The organism is Comamonas sp. JNW (assembly GCF_003105075.1).
Classification (GTDB): domain Bacteria; phylum Pseudomonadota; class Gammaproteobacteria; order Burkholderiales; family Burkholderiaceae_C; genus Comamonas; species Comamonas squillarum.
The window spans coordinates 216,984-235,597 of sequence record NZ_QETI01000007.1; the positions used below are offsets into that span (position 1 = coordinate 216,984).

The following is an 18,614-nucleotide window of genomic DNA, read 5'->3' on the forward strand; positions in this document are numbered from 1 at the left end:
GAAGCGCCCAGGGCACGCCCACGTCCAGTATTTTCCCTAGGGATTCCTAGTGATCGCTTCACCGCCAGGTCTGCACGGCCGGCACACCCGCCCCAACAACGACTGAAAGGAGACATGCATGCGCAGTTTGAACGCCGAGCCCCGGCACTATATGACAGGTTTTGCCAACGAATGGGCGACCGAGGCCGAGCCGGGCGCGCTGCCTGTGGGGCGCAATTCGCCGCAGGTCGCGCCGCTGGGCCTGTATGCCGAGCAGCTGTCGGGCACGGCCTTTACTGCGCCACGCCACAGCAACCGCCGCAGCTGGCTCTACCGCATCCGCCCCGGCGCCATGCATGAGCCCTTTGCGCCGCTGGCCCTGCCGCGCTGGCAAAGCCATGTCACTGGCGGCTTTGACGAGGTGCCCACGCCGCCCAACCAGCTGCGTTGGGATCCGCTGCCACTGCCCGATGCGCCCTGCGATTTTCTGCAGGGCATCGTCAGCATGGCCGGCAATGCCGCCTGCGGCATCCACCTGTATGCGGCCAACCGCAGCATGGAGGGGCGCTACTTCTACAACGCCGATGGCGAGCTGCTGATCGTGCCCCAGCAAGGGCGGCTGCAGATTGCCACCGAGCTGGGAACCTTGGAGGTGGAGCCGCAAGAGATCTGCGTGGTGCCCCGGGGGGTGCGTTTTGCCGTCACCCTGCTCGACGGTACGGCGCGCGGCTATATCTGCGAGAACTACGGCGAGCTGCTCAAGCTGCCCGACCTGGGCGTGATCGGCTCCAACGGCCTGGCCAACCCGCGTGATTTCCAGACGCCGGTCGCCGCCTACGAGGACAAGGAGGGCGACTTCGAGCTGGTGGCCAAGCTGCGCGGCCACTTCTGGTCGGCGCACATCGGCCACTCGCCCCTCGATGTGGTGGCCTGGCATGGCAACTACGCGCCCTACAAATACGATCTGCGCCGCTTCAACACGATCGGCTCGATCAGCTACGACCACCCCGATCCGTCGATCTTTCTGGTGCTGCAATCGCCCACCGCGCTGCCCGGCGTGGATGCGCTGGACTTTGTCATCTTCCCGCCGCGCGTGCTGGTGGCGCAGGACACCTTCCGTCCGCCCTGGTTCCACCGCAATTTCGCCAGCGAGTTCATGGGCCTGATCGAGGGCGCCTACGACGCCAAGGCCGAGGGCTTTGTGCCCGGCGGCGCCTCCTTGCACAACTGCATGAGCGGCCACGGGCCCGATGCCGATACCTTCGACAAAGCCAGCCAGGCCGACACGCACAAGCCGCACTACATCGACAACACGATGGCCTTTATGTTCGAGACCCCGGCCGTTATCCAGCCCACCGCCTACGCGCTGGAGACGGTGCAGCTGCAGCATGAGTACTACCGCTGCTGGCAAGGGCTGCAAAAGCATTTCAAGCCCCAGCGCAAAGCCTGAGGCGATTCCCCCACTTGGAGACATCAAGCATGACCCTGCTCAACGAAACCCATGACCCCGCGCTGCAAAGCTGGGTTCCTAGCGCCCAGGCCGCTGGCAGCGATTTTCCGCTGCAGAACCTGCCCTTTGCCAGCTTTCGCCGCCAAGGCAGCCAAGAGGCCTGGCGCGGCGGCGTCGCCATTGGCGACCAGATTGTCGACCTGCAGGCGCTGGCCGCCAGCGGCAGTCTGACGGGTGATGCGCAGCGCGCCGCCGAGGCGGGTGCGCAGGCTTCGCTCAACGCCTTGATGGCGCTGGGCCCCCAGGCCTGGAGCGCACTGCGCCTGGCGCTGTCGCGTGGCCTGCGCGTGGGCGCGGCCGAGCAGGCGCAGTGGCAGGGCTTCCTGGTGCCGCAAGCGCAGGCCGAGTACAACCTGCCCGCGCGGATTGGCGACTACACCGACTTCTACACCTCCATCCACCACGCGACCAATATCGGCAAGCAGTTCCGCCCGGACAACCCCTTGCTGCCCAACTACCAGTGGGTGCCCATTGGCTACCATGGCCGCTCGTCGAGCATCGTGGTCTCGGGCACGCCGTTCAAGCGCCCGGTGGGCCAGACCAAGGCGCCCGATGCCGCGGTGCCGACGGTCAAGGCCAGCGCGCGCATGGACATCGAGCTGGAAATGGGCATCTTCATGGGCCAAGCCAATGCGCTGGGCGAGCCCGTCAGCATCGGCGAGGCCGAGGACCATGTGTTTGGCCTGTGCCTGCTCAATGACTGGTCGGCGCGCGACATCCAGCCCTGGGAATACCAGCCGCTGGGCCCGTTTCTGTCGAAGAACTTTGCCTCGACCCTCTCGCCCTGGGTGGTGACCCTGGAGGCGCTGGCCCCCTACCGCGTCGCCTTTGCGCGCCCCGAAGGCGATCCGCAGCCGCTGCCCTATATGGACAGCGCCCACAACCGCGATGCCGGCGCTTTCGACATCGCGCTGGCCGTGGACCTGCAGACGTCCAAGATGCGCGCCGCCGGCCAGCCAGCGGTGCAGATCACCCAGTCCAACTACCGCCATGCCTACTGGACCGTGGCGCAGCTGGTCGCCCACCACACCGTCAACGGCTGCAACCTGCAGCCCGGTGACCTGCTGGGCACCGGCACCTTGTCCGGCCCGAGCCTGGACCAGGCCGCCGCGCTGATCGAGCTGACCGTGGGCGGCAAGCAGCCGCTGACCCTCCCCAATGGCGAGACCCGCACCTGGCTGGAAGACGGCGACGCCGTGGTGCTGCGCGGCTGGTGCGAACGGCCCGGTGCTGCCCGCATCGGATTTGGCCCTTGCGAAGGCCAGATGCTGCCGGCGCGTACGCTGTAAGCGACAGGTGAGGGGCTGGGGGCAGGTGGACAATGCCATCAGGCCCCGGCTGGCGCCCGTAGCCCCGCGCAGCTGAGACAACAAAGATTACTGACAGGAGACAACACCATGCCCACCCCTTTTTCCCTGCGCCAGCTACTGGCTGCCGCCGCGCTGGCCTTGCCCGCTCTTGGCCATGCCGCCTACCCCGAGCGTCCCATTGAATGGGTCGTGCCCTATGCGGCAGGCGGCGGCTCCGATGTGGTCGCCCGCGTGGTGGCCGAGCCAATGGCCAAGGCCCTGGGCCAGTCGATCATCATCCTCAACAAGCCTGGCGCGGCCACCAACATTGGTGCCGATTACGCCGCCCGTGCCAAGCCCGATGGTTACACCTTGCTGACGGGCGACACCGGCACCTTGGCGGCCAATGCCTACCTGTACCAAAAGCTCAGTTACAGCGCTGAGAAGGACTTTGCGGCGGTGGGCATGCTGGTGCGCTTTCCGCTGATCCTCGTCGTCAACCCCAAGCTGCCGATCAAGAACCTGGCCGAATTCACTGCCTGGGCCAAGGCGCAGCAGGGTGGCGTCAGCTATGCAACGCCCGGCGCCGGCTCGCCCCACCACCTGGCGACCGAGATTTTCAAGGAGCAGGTCAAGCTGAGCCTGGTGCATGTGCCTTACAAGGGCGCGGCGCCTGCGGTGCAGGACGTCCTGGGCGGCCAGGTGCCCTTCATGTTTGTCGACTCGGTCGCCGGCTTTCAGAACATCCAGGCGGGCAAGCTGCGCGCCATCGGCATTGCGACGCCGCAGCGCTCCAAGGTGTTTCCGGACGTGCCCACCCTCGACGAGCAGGGTCTGAAGGGCTTTGAGGCCTATGCCTGGCAGGGCCTGGTCGTCCCCAAGGCAACGCCTGAGGACCGGGTGAACCGCTTGAGCGAGCAGCTGCAGGCCACGTTGAAGGACCCGGCCGTCGTCAAGCGCCTCGAAGACATGGGACTGGAAGTGACGCCGACGAGCCGCAGCGAGATGGAAAAATTCCTCGTGTCCGAGCGTAACAAACTCGGCCCCGTGATAAAAACCAACAATATTCAATTAGATTAGTTAAAAATTGTCGAATTGCGTTAAAATCGAAGCGCCAGTTGGTTAACCATTCGGGTTAAAAAAGTTAAGTCACCAAGCGCGATGTCCTAGACATCGCGCTTTTTTTGTGCCTGCGCTCTCAAAGAACCCTCGGCTGACACCTTCGCGATAGGGCGCCTGCCCGTGCTGGCGCATGCTCGGCGGTGTTTTTTCTTTGTTGGAAACCCACCCATGGCTGTAGCGCACCCCCAGATTCTGGCGTTTGACGTATTTGGCACCGTGGTGGACTGGCACGGCAGCATCGCGCGCGAAATGGCCGCCCGCTACCCCCAGGTGGATGGCGATGCCTTTGCACTGGCCTGGCGCAAGGGCTACCAGCCCGCGATGGACCTGGTGCGCCAGGGCCAGCTGGGCTGGACGCGCATGGATGCGCTGCACCGCCGCATTCTGGATGGCATCCTGCCGCAGTTTGGGCTGGGCGACATGCCCGAGGCCGAGCGTGCCGACCTGAACCGGGTCTGGCACCGGCTGGCGCCCTGGCCGGATGCCGTTGCCGGCCTGCAGCGGCTCAAAAGCCGCTTTGTCATTACGCCGCTGTCCAACGGCAATATTGCCTTGCTCACCCACATGGCCAAGAACGCCGGGCTGCCTTGGGATTGCGTGTTGTCGGCCGAAGTGTTTCAGGCTTACAAGCCCGATCCCCGGGCTTATCTGGGTGTGGCGGATGTTTTTGGGGTGGAGGCTGCTTCCGTGATGCTGGTCGCTGCGCATCACAGTGATTTGGCGGCGGCGCGTCAGTGTGGGTTGCAGACGGCTTATGTTGAACGGCCGCTGGAGTATGGAGCCAACCAGCCCAAAGATGTGACCCCCCAACCCGACAACACCTACCACTGTCGTGATTTGTTGGATCTGGCGGATCAGTTGGGGTGTTGAGGCTTTTTCCCTGGCGTGTGTTCTGACCGTTAATCGTGCTGTGGCGCCGATATAGGGCCTGATCCTTCGTTGCGCAGCCTTGCCGTACAGGCGTACTGTCTGCGCCTGCGCGCCTCGTCTCAAACCCTTTCTCGGCGTTGGGATGGTGGGGTTGGGCGTTGCGCTTGCTTCTTGAGCCCGCTCCGGCGGACCATGTGATTTTATGCGGCGCTTGAGGGCTAAGCCGTTCCGTTGGGGTGCTGAGTTTTGTTTGTTTTTTGGAGGTTTGGGCTGTCGATCGTGCGGGGGCGCCGATATAGGGCCTGATCCTTCGTTGCGCAAGCTTGCCGTACAGGCGTACTGTCTGCGCCTGCGACGCCTCGTCTCAAGCCCTATCTCGGCGTTGGGGTGGTGGGTTGGGCGCTGCGCTTGCTTCTTGGGCCCGCTCCGGCGGACTGTTTCATTTCATCTGATGCTTGGGCTGGCGCTGTTCTGAGTTTTTGAGTTTTGGGCTGTTAGTCCTGCGGGGGCGCCGATATAGGGCCTGATCCTTCGTTGCGCAAGCTTGCCGTACAGGCGTACTGTCTGCGCCTGCGACGCCTCGTCTCAAGCCCTATCTCGGCGTTGGGGTGGTGGGGTTGGGCGTTGCGCTTGCTTCTTGAGCCCGCTCCGGCGGACTGTTTCATTTCATCTGATGCTTGGGCTGGCGCTGTTCTGAGTTTTTGAGTTTTGGGCTGTTAGTCCTGCGGAGGCGCCGATATAGGGCCTGATCCTTCGTTGCGCAGGCTTGCCGTACAGGCGTACTGTCTGCGCCTGCGACGCCTCGTCTCAAGCCCTATCTCGGCGTTGGGGTGGTGGCGTGGGCGCTGCGCTTGCTTCTTGGGCCCGCTCCGGCATACCGGGGCGGGTGTGCAGATTTTGGAGTTGGCTGTTGCACATGGGGTGTCGAATGCAAAAAGCGCCCGGGGTGTCCTCGGGCGCTTTTTGCTTGCTTTGCTTCGCTTATTTCTTCGCTTGGGCCAGCCACTTGGTGGCCAGCTCTACCCAGTAGGTGGCGCCCAGGGGGATCAGGTCGTCGTTGAAGTCGTAGCTGGGGTTGTGCAGGGTGCAGGGGCCGCCGCCGTGGCCGATGGCGCGGTGGTCGCCTTCGCCGTTGGCGATAAAGCAGTAGGCGCCGGGCTTGGCTTGCAGCATGAAGGAGAAGTCTTCGGCGCCCATCGTGGGCTCTTGCGCTTTCACCTTATCGGCGCCGATGATGTCGACCATCACCTGGCGGGCGAACTCGGCTTCGGGAGCGCTGTTGACGGTGGCGGGGTAGTTGCGGTTGAAGTGGAACTCGCACTGGGCGTTGTTCATCGCGCAGCAGCCTTCGGCCACCTGGCGCATGCGTGACTCGATCAGGTCCAGCACTTCGGTGCGGAAGGTGCGCACCGTGCCTTGCAGCTCCACGCGGTCGGGGATCACGTTGTTGGCTTCACCGCCGTGGATCATGGTCACGGAGATCACGCCGGTATCGAGCGGCTTCTTGTTGCGGGTGATGATGGTCTGGAAGGCCGTCACGATCTGGCAGGCGATCGGCACGGGGTCGTTGCCCATGTGCGGCATCGCGCCGTGGCCGCCCTTGCCGGTGATGGTGATCTTGAAGTCGTTGCTGGAGGCCATCACCGGGCCGGGGCTCACGGCCATGTTGCCCGCAGCCATGCCGGGCCAGTTGTGCATGCCAAACACCGCCTGCATCGGGAATTTCTCGAACAGGCCATCCTTGATCATCTCGCGCGCGCCGCCACCGCCTTCTTCGGCGGGCTGGAAGATCAGGTAGACCGTGCCGTCAAAATCGCGGAACTTGGAGAAATGCTTGGCAGCGGCCAGCAGCATGGCGGTGTGGCCGTCATGGCCGCAGGCGTGCATCTTGCCGGCATGGCGGCTGGCGTGGTCAAAGGTGTTGGACTCCTGCATCGGCAGCGCATCGATATCGGCGCGCAGGCCCACGGCCTGGCCGCTGGCGCCGCCGTCCTTGCCGTGCACGATGCCGACCACGCCGGTGGTTCCCAGGCCGCGGTGGATCGGAATGCCCCATTCCGTCAGCTTGGCTGCCACCAGATCGGCCGTGCGCACCTCTTCAAAGCACAGCTCCGGGTGGGCGTGGATGTCTTTGCGGATCTGGGCGATGCTGGCCGCTTCGGCCACGATGGAATCAATCAGCTTCATGGAAAATCCTGTTGGCTACATGGGGGTGTATCTGTCTAGCGGCGCCTGGGGGGCCAAGGTGTTGGCGGGCGGCGTGCCAAGCCCTCTATGGTGCAGCAAAGCCGGGCGCCCCTGCGCTGAAATGTCTTGGGAATAACCCTGGGCCTGGGCCTGGGCCCCGCTCGAAAACGTGCTGCACGCGACCCCAGCCCCTGCCATCTGGCGCTACCATGTGCAGCACAACTCTCCCCCCGATTTTGCGCCCTTCTGGGCGCCGCCACTGCCATGACCACTTCCGCTGCCACCACTACCGTTTTGGGGGCCTGCCCCCATGACTGCCCCGACACCTGCTCGCTGGTCACCACGGTGGTCGATGGCGTGGCCACCAAGGTCAGCGGCAACCCCGCGCATGGGCATACCGGCGGCGTGCTCTGCGCCAAGGTGAGCAAATACACCGAGCGCAGCTACCATGCCGACCGGGTGCTGCAGCCGATGAAGCGGGTGGGGCCCAAGGGCAGCGGCCAGTTCCAGCCGGTGGGCTGGGACGAGGCGCTGGCCGATATCAGCGAACGGCTGCACCGCATTGCGCAAACCGATCCGCAGGCCATCCTGCCCTACAGCTATGCCGGCACCATGGGCCTGGTGCAGGGCGAGAGCATGGACCGGCGCTTTTTCCACCAGCTGGGCGCCTCGCTGCTGGACCGCACCATCTGCGCCAGCGCGGGGTCCGAGGCCTTGCTGCACACCTATGGCGGCAAGCTGGGCATGCGGGTGCAGTTCTTTGCCGAGAGCCGGCTGATCCTGATTTGGGGCAGCAACAGCATTGGCAGCAACCTGCATTTCTGGCGCTATGCGATGGAGGCCAAGCGCCATGGCGCCAAGCTGGTCTGCATCGATCCGCGCAAGAGCGAGACCGCCGACAAATGCCATGAGCACCTGCAGCTGCTGCCCGGCACCGACGCGGCGCTGGCGCTGGCACTGATGCATGAGCTGATCACCCACGACTGGCTGGACCACGACTACATCGCCCAGCACACGCTGGGCTGGGATGCGCTGAAGGAGCGTGCCTTGCAGTGGCCACCCGAGCGTGCCGCCCAGGTCTGCGGCATTGATGCCGCGCAGATCCGCAGCCTGGCGCGCGACTACGGCACGACCGAGCTGGCGGCCATTCGCCTCAACTACGGCATGCAGCGCACGCGCGGCGGCGGCAATGCCGTGCGCGCGGTCGCCTGCCTGCCAGCGCTCGTGGGCGCCTGGCGCCACCGCGCAGGCGGCCTGCTGCTGTCGAGCTCCTCGTCAGCCCCGGCACGCCGGGGGGCGCTGCAGATGCCGGCGCTCTTGGGCGCGCGCCAGCCCCGCACCATCAACATGAGCACGATTGGCGATGCGTTGCTCAAGCCCGCCAGTGCTGAGTTCGGCCCGCAGATTGCAGCGCTCCTCTGCTACAACAGCAACCCGGTAGCCGTCGCCCCCGATTCGGCCAAGGTGGTCCAGGGCTTTGCGCGTGAGGACCTGTTCACCGTGGTGCTGGAGCACTTCATGACCGACACGGCCGACTATGCCGACTATGTGCTGCCCGCCACCAGCCAGCTCGAGCACTGGGACATCCACACCAGCTACGGCCACACCGATGTGCTGCTCAACCGCCCGGCCATTGCGCCGCTGGGCCAGGCGCGCAGCAATGCCCAGATCTTCCGCGACCTGGCAGCCCAAATGGCGCGCTACGACAGCGCCTTTGCCGCGCCGCATTTTGCCGACAGCGACGAGGAGCTGTGCCGCCAGGCGGTCGATCCCACGCGCATCCCGTTCGAGCAGCTGCTGGACCAGGGCTTTGTCGCGCAGGACCTGCCCGACGCCCCTTTTGCCGAGGGCGGCTTTGCGACGCCCTCGGGCAAGTGCGAGTTCCACAGCGCTGCGCTGGAGGCCATGGGCATCAACCCCTTGCCCGACTACCTGCCCAACCATGAGCTGCCCACGGCCAGCCACCCGCTGGCGATGATCTCGCCGCCGGCGCGCAATTTTCTCAACTCCACCTTCGTCAACGTGCGCCAGCTGCGCAGTGCCGAAGTGCGCCCGATGCTGGAGATGCACCCCAGCGATGCGCAAAGCCGAGAGATTGCCGATGGCGATCTGGTGCGCGTGTTCAACGACCGGGGCGAGCATGTCTGCCATGCCAGCATCAACGGCCGCGCCCGGCCCGGCGTCGTGGTGGGGCTGGGCATCTGGTGGCGCAAGGATGGGCCCAATGGCACCAACGTCAATGAGCTGACCCACCAGCAACTGACCGATATCGGACGCGCACCGTCCTTTTATGACTGTGCGGTGCAGGTCGAGCGCATGGTCAATGCCGACGTCAGCCATGAAGGAATCGCCGCATGAGCGCCGTAGAACAAGCCTTTTCAGCCAGCTATGCTGCAGCACGCCAGCAGTTTCTCGAGGCTGCCGCCTCGGCCGGAATGGCGCTGCAGTCTCAGTCCCATCCGTTGACCGGGGTAGAGGGCGAAGCGCTGGCCATGGATGTGGCCCGCGATGGCCCGGCCGATGCCGACCAGCTGCTGATCCTCAGCAGTGCCTGCCATGGCATCGAAGGCTATTGCGGCAGCGGCGTGCAGGTCTATGCGCTGCGCGATGCCGAGTGGCTGGACAAGGCGCGCAGTGCCGGCGTGGCCGTGCTCTATGTGCATGCGCTCAATCCCCATGGCTTTTCCTACGGCCGGCGTGTGACGCAGGAGAACGTCGACCTGAACCGCAACTTTGTCGATTGCTCCCAGCCGCTGCCGGGCAACCCGGCCTATGACCAGCTGCACGACGTGATCGTGCCGGCCCAGTGGCCGCCCACGGCCCAGGTGCAGCAGGCGATGCAGGACTTTATCGACGCACATGGCCTCAAGGCCTGGCAGGCCGCTGTGGCCCAGGGCCAGTACCGCCATCCGCAGGGCGTGTTCTTTGGCGGCCAGGCCCCCACCTGGAGCAACCAGACCCTGCGCCAGGTGCTGCGCCAGCACGGCCAAGCGGCACGCCAGATTGCCTGGATCGATGTGCACACCGGCCTGGGCCCTAATGGCTATGGCGAGCGTATCTTTACCGGCCCGCCCGGCGATGCGGCCATGCTGGCGCGGGCGCGCCGCTGGTGGGATGGCGCCGGCGCCACGCCAGTTACCTCGCTGGACGATGGCAGCTCCTCGTCGCCGCCGCTGACCGGCTTGCTGTGGAACAGCGTGGCGCAGGAATGCCCGCAGGCGGCCTTTACCGGCATGGCCCTGGAGTACGGCGTGCTGCCGGTGCATGCCACCTTGGATGCCTTGCGTGCCGACCACTGGCTGCACCAGCACCCCGAGGCGCCGGCAGACCAGCAGGCCGCCATCCACCAGCAGATGCGCGAAGCTTTCTACGACGAGAGCGTGGCCTGGAAGGGGCAGATCATCAGCCAGGCGCGGCAGGCGCTGTTCCAGACGGTCGATGGGCTCAGCCGCGAGGCGCGCTGATCTCCAGCTGAGCGTCCTGCACCGCGACCTGCTGGCAGCCCCAGTGGTGCAGGCATTCGCGCAGCACAATCAACAGTGCCGCCTGCGCCGGCGCCAGCTGCAGGCCGCTGCGGCTGCCGCCCATCATCTGGTGGGCATAGCGGTTGAACAGCTGCTCGATGGCGTCGGTCGTCTGCAGGGCAGCTTGCGGATCGGGCAGCTGCGCCGCGAGGGCTGCCATGTCCGGCGCGCGGCACAGCAAAGCCAGCTGGGGCCCCGGCGCTGGCCAGCTGCGGGTCAGCGGCATGATCTGGTCCTCGACCAGCTCAATCACCTGCTCCACCTGGCCGGCGCCCACGGGTGGGCGGCTCAGATACTGTGTTGCCAATTGGCCATAGCCCAGTGGCAGATCGTGTCGAATAGGTGACGCGTTTTGCGGCGCCAGGCGCCAGACATGGCAGGCATCCGGGTCGGCTTGCAGCACCACCCAGTCATGGTCTGGAAAGCGCGCTTGCAGCGCGGCAAAACCCTGCAAAATCGCGGGGTTTGAAGGGATGGTCGGGTCGGAGGGCAGGGATGTGGACATGGTCGCTGGGCAATGCTAAGCGCGCTTGATCGGCGCTGCTCGCTGTATCTTTTATACATATGCTGTCAGTAGGTGTGTCAGACAAATGCCATTGACGGCGCGAAGCGGCGCCACACAATAAGTGCCATGAATATCCTGCAGTCCAAGCTCGAAGAGAAGCTGGCGGGTTTGCCAGTGTCGGTTGCCATCTCCATGCCCCAGGGCGGATGGATCGGTCCACCGGACCAGGCGCAAGTGCGTATCCGCTGCCACAATGCGGCGGCGCTGGCCTCGCTGGCTGCGGGCGATGTGGGGGTGGTCGGCGCGGCCATCGTCGAGAGCCATGTCGAGATCGAAGGCACGATGCGCGATGCTATGGCCGCAGCGGTGGCCTTGATGCCCGCCGACCCGGTGGCCGCGCGCTCGACCTGGTGGAGCCGGCTGCTGGCGCGCTCCCGCTCGGCAGCGCTCCATACCTTGACCAAGGATTCCGAGCAGATCCAGTTCCACTACGACGTCTCGGACGACTTCTACGGCCTGTGGCTGGACCCGCGCCGCGTCTACTCCTGCGCCTACTATGCCGAGCCCGGCTACAGCCTGGCGCAGGCGCAGGAGGCCAAGCTCGATCTGATCTGCCGCAAGCTGCGGCTGCAGCCCGGCGAACGTTTTCTGGATGTGGGCGCCGGCTGGGGCGGTCTGCTCTTGTGGGCAGCCGAGCACTACGGCATCGAGGGCACGGGCATCACCTTGTCGAAGAACCAGCATGCCTATGTCAACCGGCTGATCGAACAAAAAGGCCTGCAGGGCCGGGTCCGGATGCTGCTGACCGACTACCGCCAGCTGCAGGTGGACCAGCCCTTTGACAAGATCGCTTCGGTGGGCATGTTCGAGCATGTGGGCCGCGCGCATATGCAGGAGTACTTCAGCGTGCTCAAGCGCCTGATCAAGCCCGGCGGTTTGCTGATGAACCATGGCATCACCGCTGGCGGCACCGACAACGAACAGCTGGGCGCGGGCATGGGCGATTTCATCGAGAAATACATCTTCCCTGGCGGCGAGCTGATCCATGTCAGCGCCGTGCTCGAAGAGATGGCGCATGCCGGCTGGGAGATGGTGGACACCGACAACCTGCGCCCCCATTACGCCAAGACCTTGTGGGCCTGGTCCGATGCGCTGGAGGCGCAGCTCGATGAGGCGCTGGCCATCCTCTCGCACAAGGGCAACCCCGCGCAGGCGGCCAAGACCTTGCGCGCCTACCGCCTCTACCTGGCCGGTTGCGCCACCGGTTTTGAGCACAGCTGGGTGGCGCTGCACCAGATGCTGGCTGTCATGCCCGATAGATCGATGACGACAGGGACCATGCCTGGTGCACAATCACAATACCCGTTCACCCGGGACTATATGTATCGATAAGGAGCGCACCGTGCTATTCAAATTCAAATCGCAGGCCACTGCAGACATGATCATGCTCGAGCCCGATGCCCGCAAGGTGCTGCAGATCATCGGCAAGGACGCCTCGCCACGCGGCATCATCACCACCGACCAGATTCCGCAGGCCATTGCGGCGCTGCAGGCCGCCGTGGCGGCTGAAGACGAGCGCGCGCAGGCGGCCAAAACCCAGGATCTGGACCAGGACCCCGAAGACGCCGATGGCCAGGATGTGAAGGCCAGCGTCGGCCTCAAGCAGCGGGCGGTGCCCTTTATCGAGATGCTGCGCCGCAGCGCGGCTGAGCAGGCCGATGTGGTCTGGGGCGGTTGATACGCACAGTAGCAACGCGCCGCGTCCAACGAAAAAAAGACTGCCGAGGCAGTCTTTTTGCATGGAGGCTGAGGATCAGTCGGCGAAGGTGCCAGCAGCCTTGATGATCGGCGTCCACTTGGCGATCTCGGCCTGCACAAAGGCCTTGTGGCCTTCGGGTGTGATGCGCTGGTCGGTAGCGACCACGGCGCTCAGGTTCTCGGACTTCTTGATGAACTCGGGGTCCTTCAGGGCCACCTTCAGCGCGTCGTTGACCTTCTTCAGGATGTCGGCCGGCGTGCCCTTGGGCGCGTACAGGCCGTGCCAGATCGTCACTTCAAAGCCCTTGAGGCCTTCTTCCTGCAGGGTCGGCAGGTCCTTGAGCGATGGCGTGGTCAGGCGCTTGGAAGTCGTCACCGCATAGGCCTTGACCTTCTTGCCCTCGATCTGGCCGGTGGTGTTGGTGGTCTGGTCGCACAGCACATCGACCTGGTTGCCCATCAGGTCGGCAATGGCCGGAGCGGCGCCCTTGTACGGCACGGCGGTCAGCGGGATCTTCAAGGTGCTTTGCAGCAGCAGGCCGCACAGGTGCGAGGCAGAACCGATACCGGCATTGGCCAGGTTGACCTTGTCCTTTTCCTTGTTCAGGTAGGCGGCCAGTTCCTTGTAGTTGTTCGGCGCCAGGGTGGGCTTGCCGATCAGCGTCATCGGCACGTCGTTGATGATGCCCAGGTATTCGAAGTCCTTGGTCACATCGAAGGACAGCTTGCGGTAGAGGATGGGGGCCGTGGCCACGCCGATGTGGTTGAGCAGCAGGGTGTAGCCGTCTGGTTTGGCACGTGCGGCCTTGGCCATGCCGATGGTGCTGCCTGCGCCGTCGGCATTGTCGATGACCACGGTCACGCCATTGAGGGGCTTGCGCAGCGCCTCGGCCAGGTCGCGTGCCACGCGGTCGGTCGGGCCGCCAGCGGTGAACGGCACGACGATGGTGATGGGCTTGTTGGGGTAGGAGGCGTCAGCATAGGCGCCGGTGGCGGTAGCGGCCGCCAGGGCCAGTGCAGTCCATTGCATCATCTTGTTCATAACGGCTTGTCTCTCTTGAGGGGAAAAAGACTGCCATCCTAACGAGAACAGACTGGGGTTTTTTCTAAGGTAAACCCTTGTTTTTCCTGAGTGTTTCGAGTTTTTGACAAAGGTTTTTTTTGCGAACTTAAAGCCAAATGGCCGCCCGGCTCAACCACGGTTTGTGATAGATGCTATCAATATTGATAGTTGAAATGTCGTAAGCCTTGGGCGAAATGTCGTGCGACCAGAGGCAGTGATGGACATTTATTTGCGCTGGCGCAAGCCGTTTGGCCCGCAACCAGGGGCTTCCAAGCCAAGCAATATCCGTAGCCTTCCTATGGCTTTCACCCCGCTTACGCGCTCAGCGACCCGCTGACGATGGCTGCCGCCGCCGCGCGGGTCTCCACGCCCAGCTTTTCAAACACATGCTCCAGGTGCTTGTTGACGGTGCGCGGGCTCATGCCCAGGATCTGCGCAATGTCGCGGTTGGTCTTACCCTTGGCCAGCCAGCCCAGCACCTCCGTCTCGCGCGGCGTCAGCGCCGCGTCCTGCAGGCGCTGGGTGCTGGCGCGCAGGCCCTCATGGCCCAGGCGCAGCACCAGCATGCGCTCGCCAATGCCCACCTCGCCCACCGACTGGGCCAGCAGGCTGCCGCTGCCCAGCGGGTGCTGGGCGGCGGTTTCCCAGGCTGACTGCAACCAGGCCGTTGCCGCTGCCGCGCTGGCGCCAAAGGCCTGTTCCAGCCACAGCGCTGCTTGCGGCGAGCGCCAGGCCAGGCGCCCCTGGCGGTCGAGCACCACCACGCCCATGCCGGCCACATCGACCGCGGCCTGGGCCATGCGGCCCACATGGGCGTTGTGCATATGGCGGGCCAGGCGCGCGAGCACCTCGGGCAGCTTCAGCGGTTTGACGACATAGTCCACGCCACCGCAGGCAAAGCCTTCGACGATATGGTCGGTCTCCGACAGCCCGGTCATGAAAATGACCGGCACATGGGCCCAGGCCGGGTGGGCCTTGATCTTGCGGCACAGCGAAAAGCCGCTCTCGCCGGGCATCACGCAGTCGAGCAGTACGGCGTCCGGCGTGGCGATCTCCAGGCGCTCCAGCGCCTCGGCCGCATTGCGGGCGACCAGCACGGTGTAGTCCTGCTGACTGAGCGCGTCGCAGAGAAATCCCAGGGTCTCGACGGCATCGTCCACGACGAGAACAACACCGGCATGGGGCGTGAAAGTGGGCATGGTCAGTGGTCCGCAGGCCCTGCAGGCCCGAGGCTCTCAAGAATGAGGGGAAAGTCAAAACGCTGGGCAGCGGCATCGAGGGCCTGCAGCGTGCCGCGCGATTGGGGGTGGCTGGCCTGGGCGGCCGCCAGCAGTTTGCGCAGGCCGGCGCCATCGCCAAAGCGCGCCAGGCGCGTGATGTCCGACTGCAGATCCGGCGGCAGGGGCGGCTCCTGCGGCGCCGGTGGCGGCGCTGCGGGGGCCGTGGTCGCAGAGCCAGCCGAGCCAGCCGAGCCAGCGGCCATGTCTTCTATCCATTCGAGCTTCAGCAGCCAGGCCAGCGTGTCCATCAGCTCGGACTCCAACACCGGTTTGCCGACAAAGGCCTGGCAGCCGGCGCGCTCGAGCTGCTCGGGCTGGTTCTCGAACAGGTCGGCCGAGACAATGACGATGGGCAGGTGCATGGCGCTGTACTGCTGGCGCACCAGCGCAGCGGTCTGCCAGCCGCTCAGGTCGTCCATGCTCAGGTCCAGCAACAGGGCGTCGGGTGGCGTGTCGCGGATGACCTCCAGGCATTCCTGGCCGCTGGCCGCCTCCAGCACGGTAAAGCCCAGCGGGATCAGCACGCCGGCGATCAGCTGGCGGTGGATGGGCTGGTCATCGACCAGCAGCAGGGTTCTGCGCGGGCCCAGGTAGCCGCCGATAAAGGGGCGGGCCTGGGGCTGGCCGGCCGGTGCGCGCGGCGGGTTGTGCACCTCGCTCAGGTACAGGCGCACCGAGAACGTGCTGCCCTGGCCGGGCGTGCTTTGCAGGCTCAGCTCCCCGCCCATCAGCAAGGTCAGCATGCGGGTGATGGTCAGGCCCAGGCCGGTGCCGGTGCTGGCGGCGCGGCGCCCGGCACTGCCCCGCTCAAAGGGCATGAAGATGCGCTCATGGTCCTGCGGCGCGATGCCGATGCCCGTGTCGCGGATGTCAAAGCGCACCACATCGCTGTGGCAGTCCACCTGCAGGCGGATGCTGCCACTGTCGGTAAAGCGGATGGCATTGCCCAGCAGGTTGATCAGAATCTGGCGCAGGCGCTTGGCATCCGCCCGCACCCAGGCGGGAATGCGGCCTTGCGTCTGCAGCTCGAACTGCAGGCCCTTGGCCTGGGCCTGCGGCCGCACCATGCGATTGACCGCTTCGAGAAACTCGGGGAACTGCAGCGGCGCCGGGTCCAGCCGCAGGCGCCCGGCCTCGATGCGTGCCAGGTCCAGCAACTCGTCGATCAGCGAATGCATGTGCTGGCCGCTGTGCAGCATGGTGCTGATGTTTTCGTGCGCGGGGCCGGGCAGGTCGCTGCGCCGCAGCAGCAGCTGGGCATAGCCCAGGATGCTGGTCAGCGGCGTGCGCAGCTCATGGGCCATGCCGGCCACATAGCGTGACTTGGCCTGGTTGGCCGCCTCGGCATGCTCCTTGGCGGCCTGCAGCTGGGCATCGGTGCGCTGGTGGGCCTCGATCTCCTGCATCAGCATCTGCGTCTGGCGCTCGGACTCCTCGCGCGCCATGCGCCGGCTGTCCTTGGCCAGCACCAGCCACCAGGCGTAGAGCGCGCACAGCAGCGCCAGCAGCGAGAACGCGCGCACAAAGGCCCAGCGCAAATCCGTCTGCCCGGGCGAGAGGCTTTGCTGCATATAGACCACGAACAAGGCCAGCGCCATGGGGCTGGTCAGCAGCAGCACCGTGCCCGCATAGGACGCGAGCCGAAAGTTGATGCTGCGCTGGATGCGCTGGGGCAGCAGGCTCTCGTAGAGGCTGCGCCACTGCACCTGGGCCCGCGCCGTGCTGGGCTTGCAGCGGTCGTGGCAGCGCGAATCGAGCGAGCAGCACAGCGAGCAGATCGGCGCGCCATAGGCGGGGCAGCCGGCCATGTCGGCGCGCTCGAACTGGTTCTGGCAGACAGCGCACTGCAGCTGCGCAGCCTCGAATTGCTCGGGCTGGCGGGCGATATACCAGCGCCCGCCGGTGGCCCAGGCCAGCAGCGGCGATACCAAAAGCGCAATGGCCAGCGCAATATAGGGCGCAAAGGCGCTGGCCAGCTCGCCCAGCAGGCCACTATAGGCAATGCCGGCGGCCAGCGCGGCAATGCCCATGGCGCCCAGGCCGACCGGGTTGAGGTCGTGCAGGTAGGCGCGGCGGAACTCGGTGCCCGTCGGGCTCAGGCCCAGCGGCTTGTTGATGACCAGATCGGCCACCAGCGCGCCAACCCAGGCGACGGCGATATTGCTGTAGATGCCCAGCACCTTCTCCAGCGCGCTGAACACGCCCAAGGTCATGATCAGCATCGCAATCATCACGTTGAAGACCAGCCACACGACGCGGCCGGGGTGGCTGCGGGTGAGGCGCGAGAACACATTCGACCAGGCGAGCGACCCGGCATAGGCATTGGTCACATTGATCTTGATCTGCGCCATGATGACGAAGACCAGCGTAATCCAGAGGGCGACGCCCGGGTCCTGCACGATCTTGCCAAAGGCGGTGAGGTAGAGGTGGGTGGGGTCCGAGGCCTCGGCCACGGTTGAGCCAAACTGCAGCGCCACATAGGCCAGGTAGGCGCCGCCCAGCATGCGCGCCGCACCCAGCAGAATCCAGCCGGGCCCGCCCATCAGCACACAAAACCACCAGCGGCCCCGGTTGGAGGCCGTCTTGCGCGGCATGAAGCGCAGGTAATCGACCTGCTCGCCCACCTGCACGATCAGCGCGAAGATCACCGTGCTGGCCGAGCCGAAATACAGCCAGTTGAAATCGGCGCTGCCCGAGGTCAGGCCCGACAGGCCCGGCAGCTCCTGCACAAACTGCGGCTGCTGGAAGGCCAGCCACAGGTAGGGGGTCAGCAGCATCACGGCCCACAGCGGCTGGGTCCAGGCCTGCAGCTTGGAGATGAAGGTGACGCCATAGAGCACCATCGGGATCACCACCAGCGCGCACAGCACATAGCAGACCACCAGCGGCCAGCCCAGCGCCATCTGCACCGCCAGCGCCATGATGGCCGCCTCCAGCGCAAAGAAGATAAAGGTGAAGGTGGCGTAGACCAGTGAGGTGATGGTCGAGCCCAGGTAGCCAAAGCCCGCGCCCCGGGTGAGCAGGTCCATGTCCAGCCCATAGCGCCCCGCGCAGACCGAGATGGGCCAGGCGGTCAGAAAAATGACGATGCCCATCACCGCAATGGCCCAGGCGGCGCTGCTAAAGCCATAGGCCAAGGTGATGGTCGCGCCAATCGCCTCCAGCGCCAGAAAGGACAGTCCGCCCATCGCCGTGTTCAGCAGCTGCCACTCGCTCCAGCGCCGGGCCTTTTGCGGCGTATAGCGCAGTGCGTAGTCCTCCATGGTCTCGTCGGCCACCCAGGCGTTGTATTCGCGGCGGATCGGGAAGATCTTTTGGGACGGTTTGGTCATCACAGGCAGCGCACAGGCGCTGGGGGCAAGGGATCCGCAGACTAAGCAATATTCAGGCCACGGCAAGGCTGGTGCGGCCGGCGAGGTGTGGCCGGCGAGGTGTGGCCGGCCAAGTGCAGCCGGCCAGGTGTGGTCGCCGAGACGTGGCCGGTGAGGTGCGGCCGGTGAGGTGCACCCCAAGGTGCGTTGGGCGAG

Annotated in this window: 13 protein-coding genes; 8 read left to right on the forward strand and 5 right to left on the reverse strand. The window is 65.4% G+C overall.

Annotated features, from left to right (window positions below; translation table 11 throughout):
• Positions 1-118: 118 nt before the first annotated feature.
• From hmgA to DCO45_RS12590, 4 genes are all read left to right on the forward strand, one after another.
• Positions 119-1,429 (forward strand): homogentisate 1,2-dioxygenase, encoded by a 1,311-nt coding sequence (gene hmgA / locus DCO45_RS12575; protein ID WP_116926159.1) that lies wholly within the window; start codon positions 119-121, stop codon positions 1,427-1,429.
• A gap of 29 nt (positions 1,430-1,458) precedes the next feature.
• Entirely contained in the window at positions 1,459-2,778 is a 1,320-nt protein-coding gene (fahA, locus tag DCO45_RS12580; RefSeq protein ID WP_116926160.1) for a fumarylacetoacetase, read from the forward strand.
• A 108-nt stretch (positions 2,779-2,886) separates the two neighbouring features.
• Positions 2,887-3,858: a tripartite tricarboxylate transporter substrate binding protein gene (locus DCO45_RS12585; RefSeq protein WP_116926161.1), complete on the forward strand. Its 972-nt coding sequence runs from the start codon at positions 2,887-2,889 to the stop codon at positions 3,856-3,858.
• Positions 3,859-4,068: 210 nt separating this feature from the next.
• A complete protein-coding gene (locus DCO45_RS12590; protein ID WP_116926162.1) occupies positions 4,069-4,770 on the forward strand; it encodes a haloacid dehalogenase type II in 702 nt (233 codons plus the stop codon).
• A gap of 981 nt (positions 4,771-5,751) precedes the next feature.
• Here DCO45_RS12590 and DCO45_RS12595 read toward each other — a convergent pair.
• A complete protein-coding gene (locus DCO45_RS12595) occupies positions 5,752-6,957 on the reverse strand; it encodes a M20 aminoacylase family protein (RefSeq protein ID WP_021028679.1) in 1,206 nt (401 codons plus the stop codon).
• A gap of 264 nt (positions 6,958-7,221) precedes the next feature.
• On the opposite strand from DCO45_RS12595, the gene DCO45_RS12600 reads away from it, so the two are divergent.
• Positions 7,222-9,315, forward strand: a complete 2,094-nt coding sequence (locus DCO45_RS12600; RefSeq protein ID WP_116926163.1) for a molybdopterin oxidoreductase family protein — start codon at positions 7,222-7,224, stop codon at positions 9,313-9,315.
• The gene (locus tag DCO45_RS12605) at positions 9,312-10,421 is read left to right on the forward strand and encodes a M14 family metallopeptidase (protein ID WP_116926164.1); all 1,110 of its coding nucleotides are present in this window, start codon (positions 9,312-9,314) and stop codon (positions 10,419-10,421) included. The genes DCO45_RS12600 and DCO45_RS12605 overlap by 4 nt, the downstream gene beginning before the upstream one ends.
• Here the strand turns inward: DCO45_RS12605 and DCO45_RS12610 are convergent.
• Positions 10,402-10,986 carry a hypothetical protein gene (locus DCO45_RS12610; RefSeq protein ID WP_133248152.1) on the reverse strand — a complete coding sequence of 195 codons (585 nt, stop codon included), beginning with the start codon at positions 10,984-10,986 and terminating at the stop codon, positions 10,402-10,404. The genes DCO45_RS12605 and DCO45_RS12610 overlap by 20 nt on opposite strands.
• A 126-nt stretch (positions 10,987-11,112) precedes the next feature.
• Here DCO45_RS12610 and DCO45_RS12615 point away from each other — a divergent pair, with 126 nt between their 5' ends.
• Positions 11,113-12,378, forward strand: a complete 1,266-nt coding sequence (locus tag DCO45_RS12615; RefSeq protein WP_116926166.1) for a class I SAM-dependent methyltransferase — start codon at positions 11,113-11,115, stop codon at positions 12,376-12,378.
• Between the two features lie 10 nt (positions 12,379-12,388).
• Positions 12,389-12,724 (forward strand): DUF1840 domain-containing protein, encoded by a 336-nt coding sequence (locus DCO45_RS12620; RefSeq protein WP_116926167.1) that lies wholly within the window; start codon positions 12,389-12,391, stop codon positions 12,722-12,724.
• A 75-nt stretch (positions 12,725-12,799) separates the two neighbouring features.
• On the opposite strand, the gene DCO45_RS12625 is transcribed toward DCO45_RS12620, so the two are convergent.
• The 3 genes from DCO45_RS12625 to DCO45_RS12635 form a co-directional block, all read right to left on the reverse strand.
• A complete protein-coding gene (locus tag DCO45_RS12625) occupies positions 12,800-13,786 on the reverse strand; it encodes a tripartite tricarboxylate transporter substrate-binding protein (protein ID WP_116926168.1) in 987 nt (328 codons plus the stop codon).
• Positions 13,787-14,121: 335 nt separating this feature from the next.
• Complete coding sequence (locus tag DCO45_RS12630; RefSeq protein ID WP_116926169.1) at positions 14,122-15,006, reverse strand: response regulator; 885 nt, start codon at positions 15,004-15,006, stop codon at positions 14,122-14,124.
• A 2-nt stretch (positions 15,007-15,008) separates the two neighbouring features.
• Positions 15,009-18,419 (reverse strand): ATP-binding protein, encoded by a 3,411-nt coding sequence (locus DCO45_RS12635; RefSeq protein WP_116926170.1) that lies wholly within the window; start codon positions 18,417-18,419, stop codon positions 15,009-15,011.
• Positions 18,420-18,614 lie beyond the last annotated feature (195 nt).

Excerpts from the sequence above, each read along its gene's own strand:
- DCO45_RS12590 (WP_116926162.1), top strand. The coding sequence starts at position 4,069 with ATGGCTGTAGCGCACCCCCAGATTCTGGCGTTTGACGTATTTGGCACC.
- fahA (WP_116926160.1), top strand. The coding sequence starts at position 1,459 with ATGACCCTGCTCAACGAAACCCATGACCCCGCGCTGCAAAGCTGGGTT.
- hmgA (WP_116926159.1), top strand. The coding sequence starts at position 119 with ATGCGCAGTTTGAACGCCGAGCCCCGGCACTATATGACAGGTTTTGCC.
- DCO45_RS12630 (WP_116926169.1), bottom strand. The coding sequence starts at position 15,006 with ATGCCCACTTTCACGCCCCATGCCGGTGTTGTTCTCGTCGTGGACGAT.
- DCO45_RS12635 (WP_116926170.1), bottom strand. The coding sequence starts at position 18,419 with ATGACCAAACCGTCCCAAAAGATCTTCCCGATCCGCCGCGAATACAAC.
- DCO45_RS12610 (WP_133248152.1), bottom strand. The coding sequence starts at position 10,986 with ATGTCCACATCCCTGCCCTCCGACCCGACCATCCCTTCAAACCCCGCG.
- DCO45_RS12595 (WP_021028679.1), bottom strand. The coding sequence starts at position 6,957 with ATGAAGCTGATTGATTCCATCGTGGCCGAAGCGGCCAGCATCGCCCAG.
- DCO45_RS12615 (WP_116926166.1), top strand. The coding sequence starts at position 11,113 with ATGAATATCCTGCAGTCCAAGCTCGAAGAGAAGCTGGCGGGTTTGCCA.
- DCO45_RS12625 (WP_116926168.1), bottom strand. The coding sequence starts at position 13,786 with ATGAACAAGATGATGCAATGGACTGCACTGGCCCTGGCGGCCGCTACC.
- DCO45_RS12585 (WP_116926161.1), top strand. The coding sequence starts at position 2,887 with ATGCCCACCCCTTTTTCCCTGCGCCAGCTACTGGCTGCCGCCGCGCTG.
- DCO45_RS12605 (WP_116926164.1), top strand. The coding sequence starts at position 9,312 with ATGAGCGCCGTAGAACAAGCCTTTTCAGCCAGCTATGCTGCAGCACGC.
- DCO45_RS12600 (WP_116926163.1), top strand. The coding sequence starts at position 7,222 with ATGACCACTTCCGCTGCCACCACTACCGTTTTGGGGGCCTGCCCCCAT.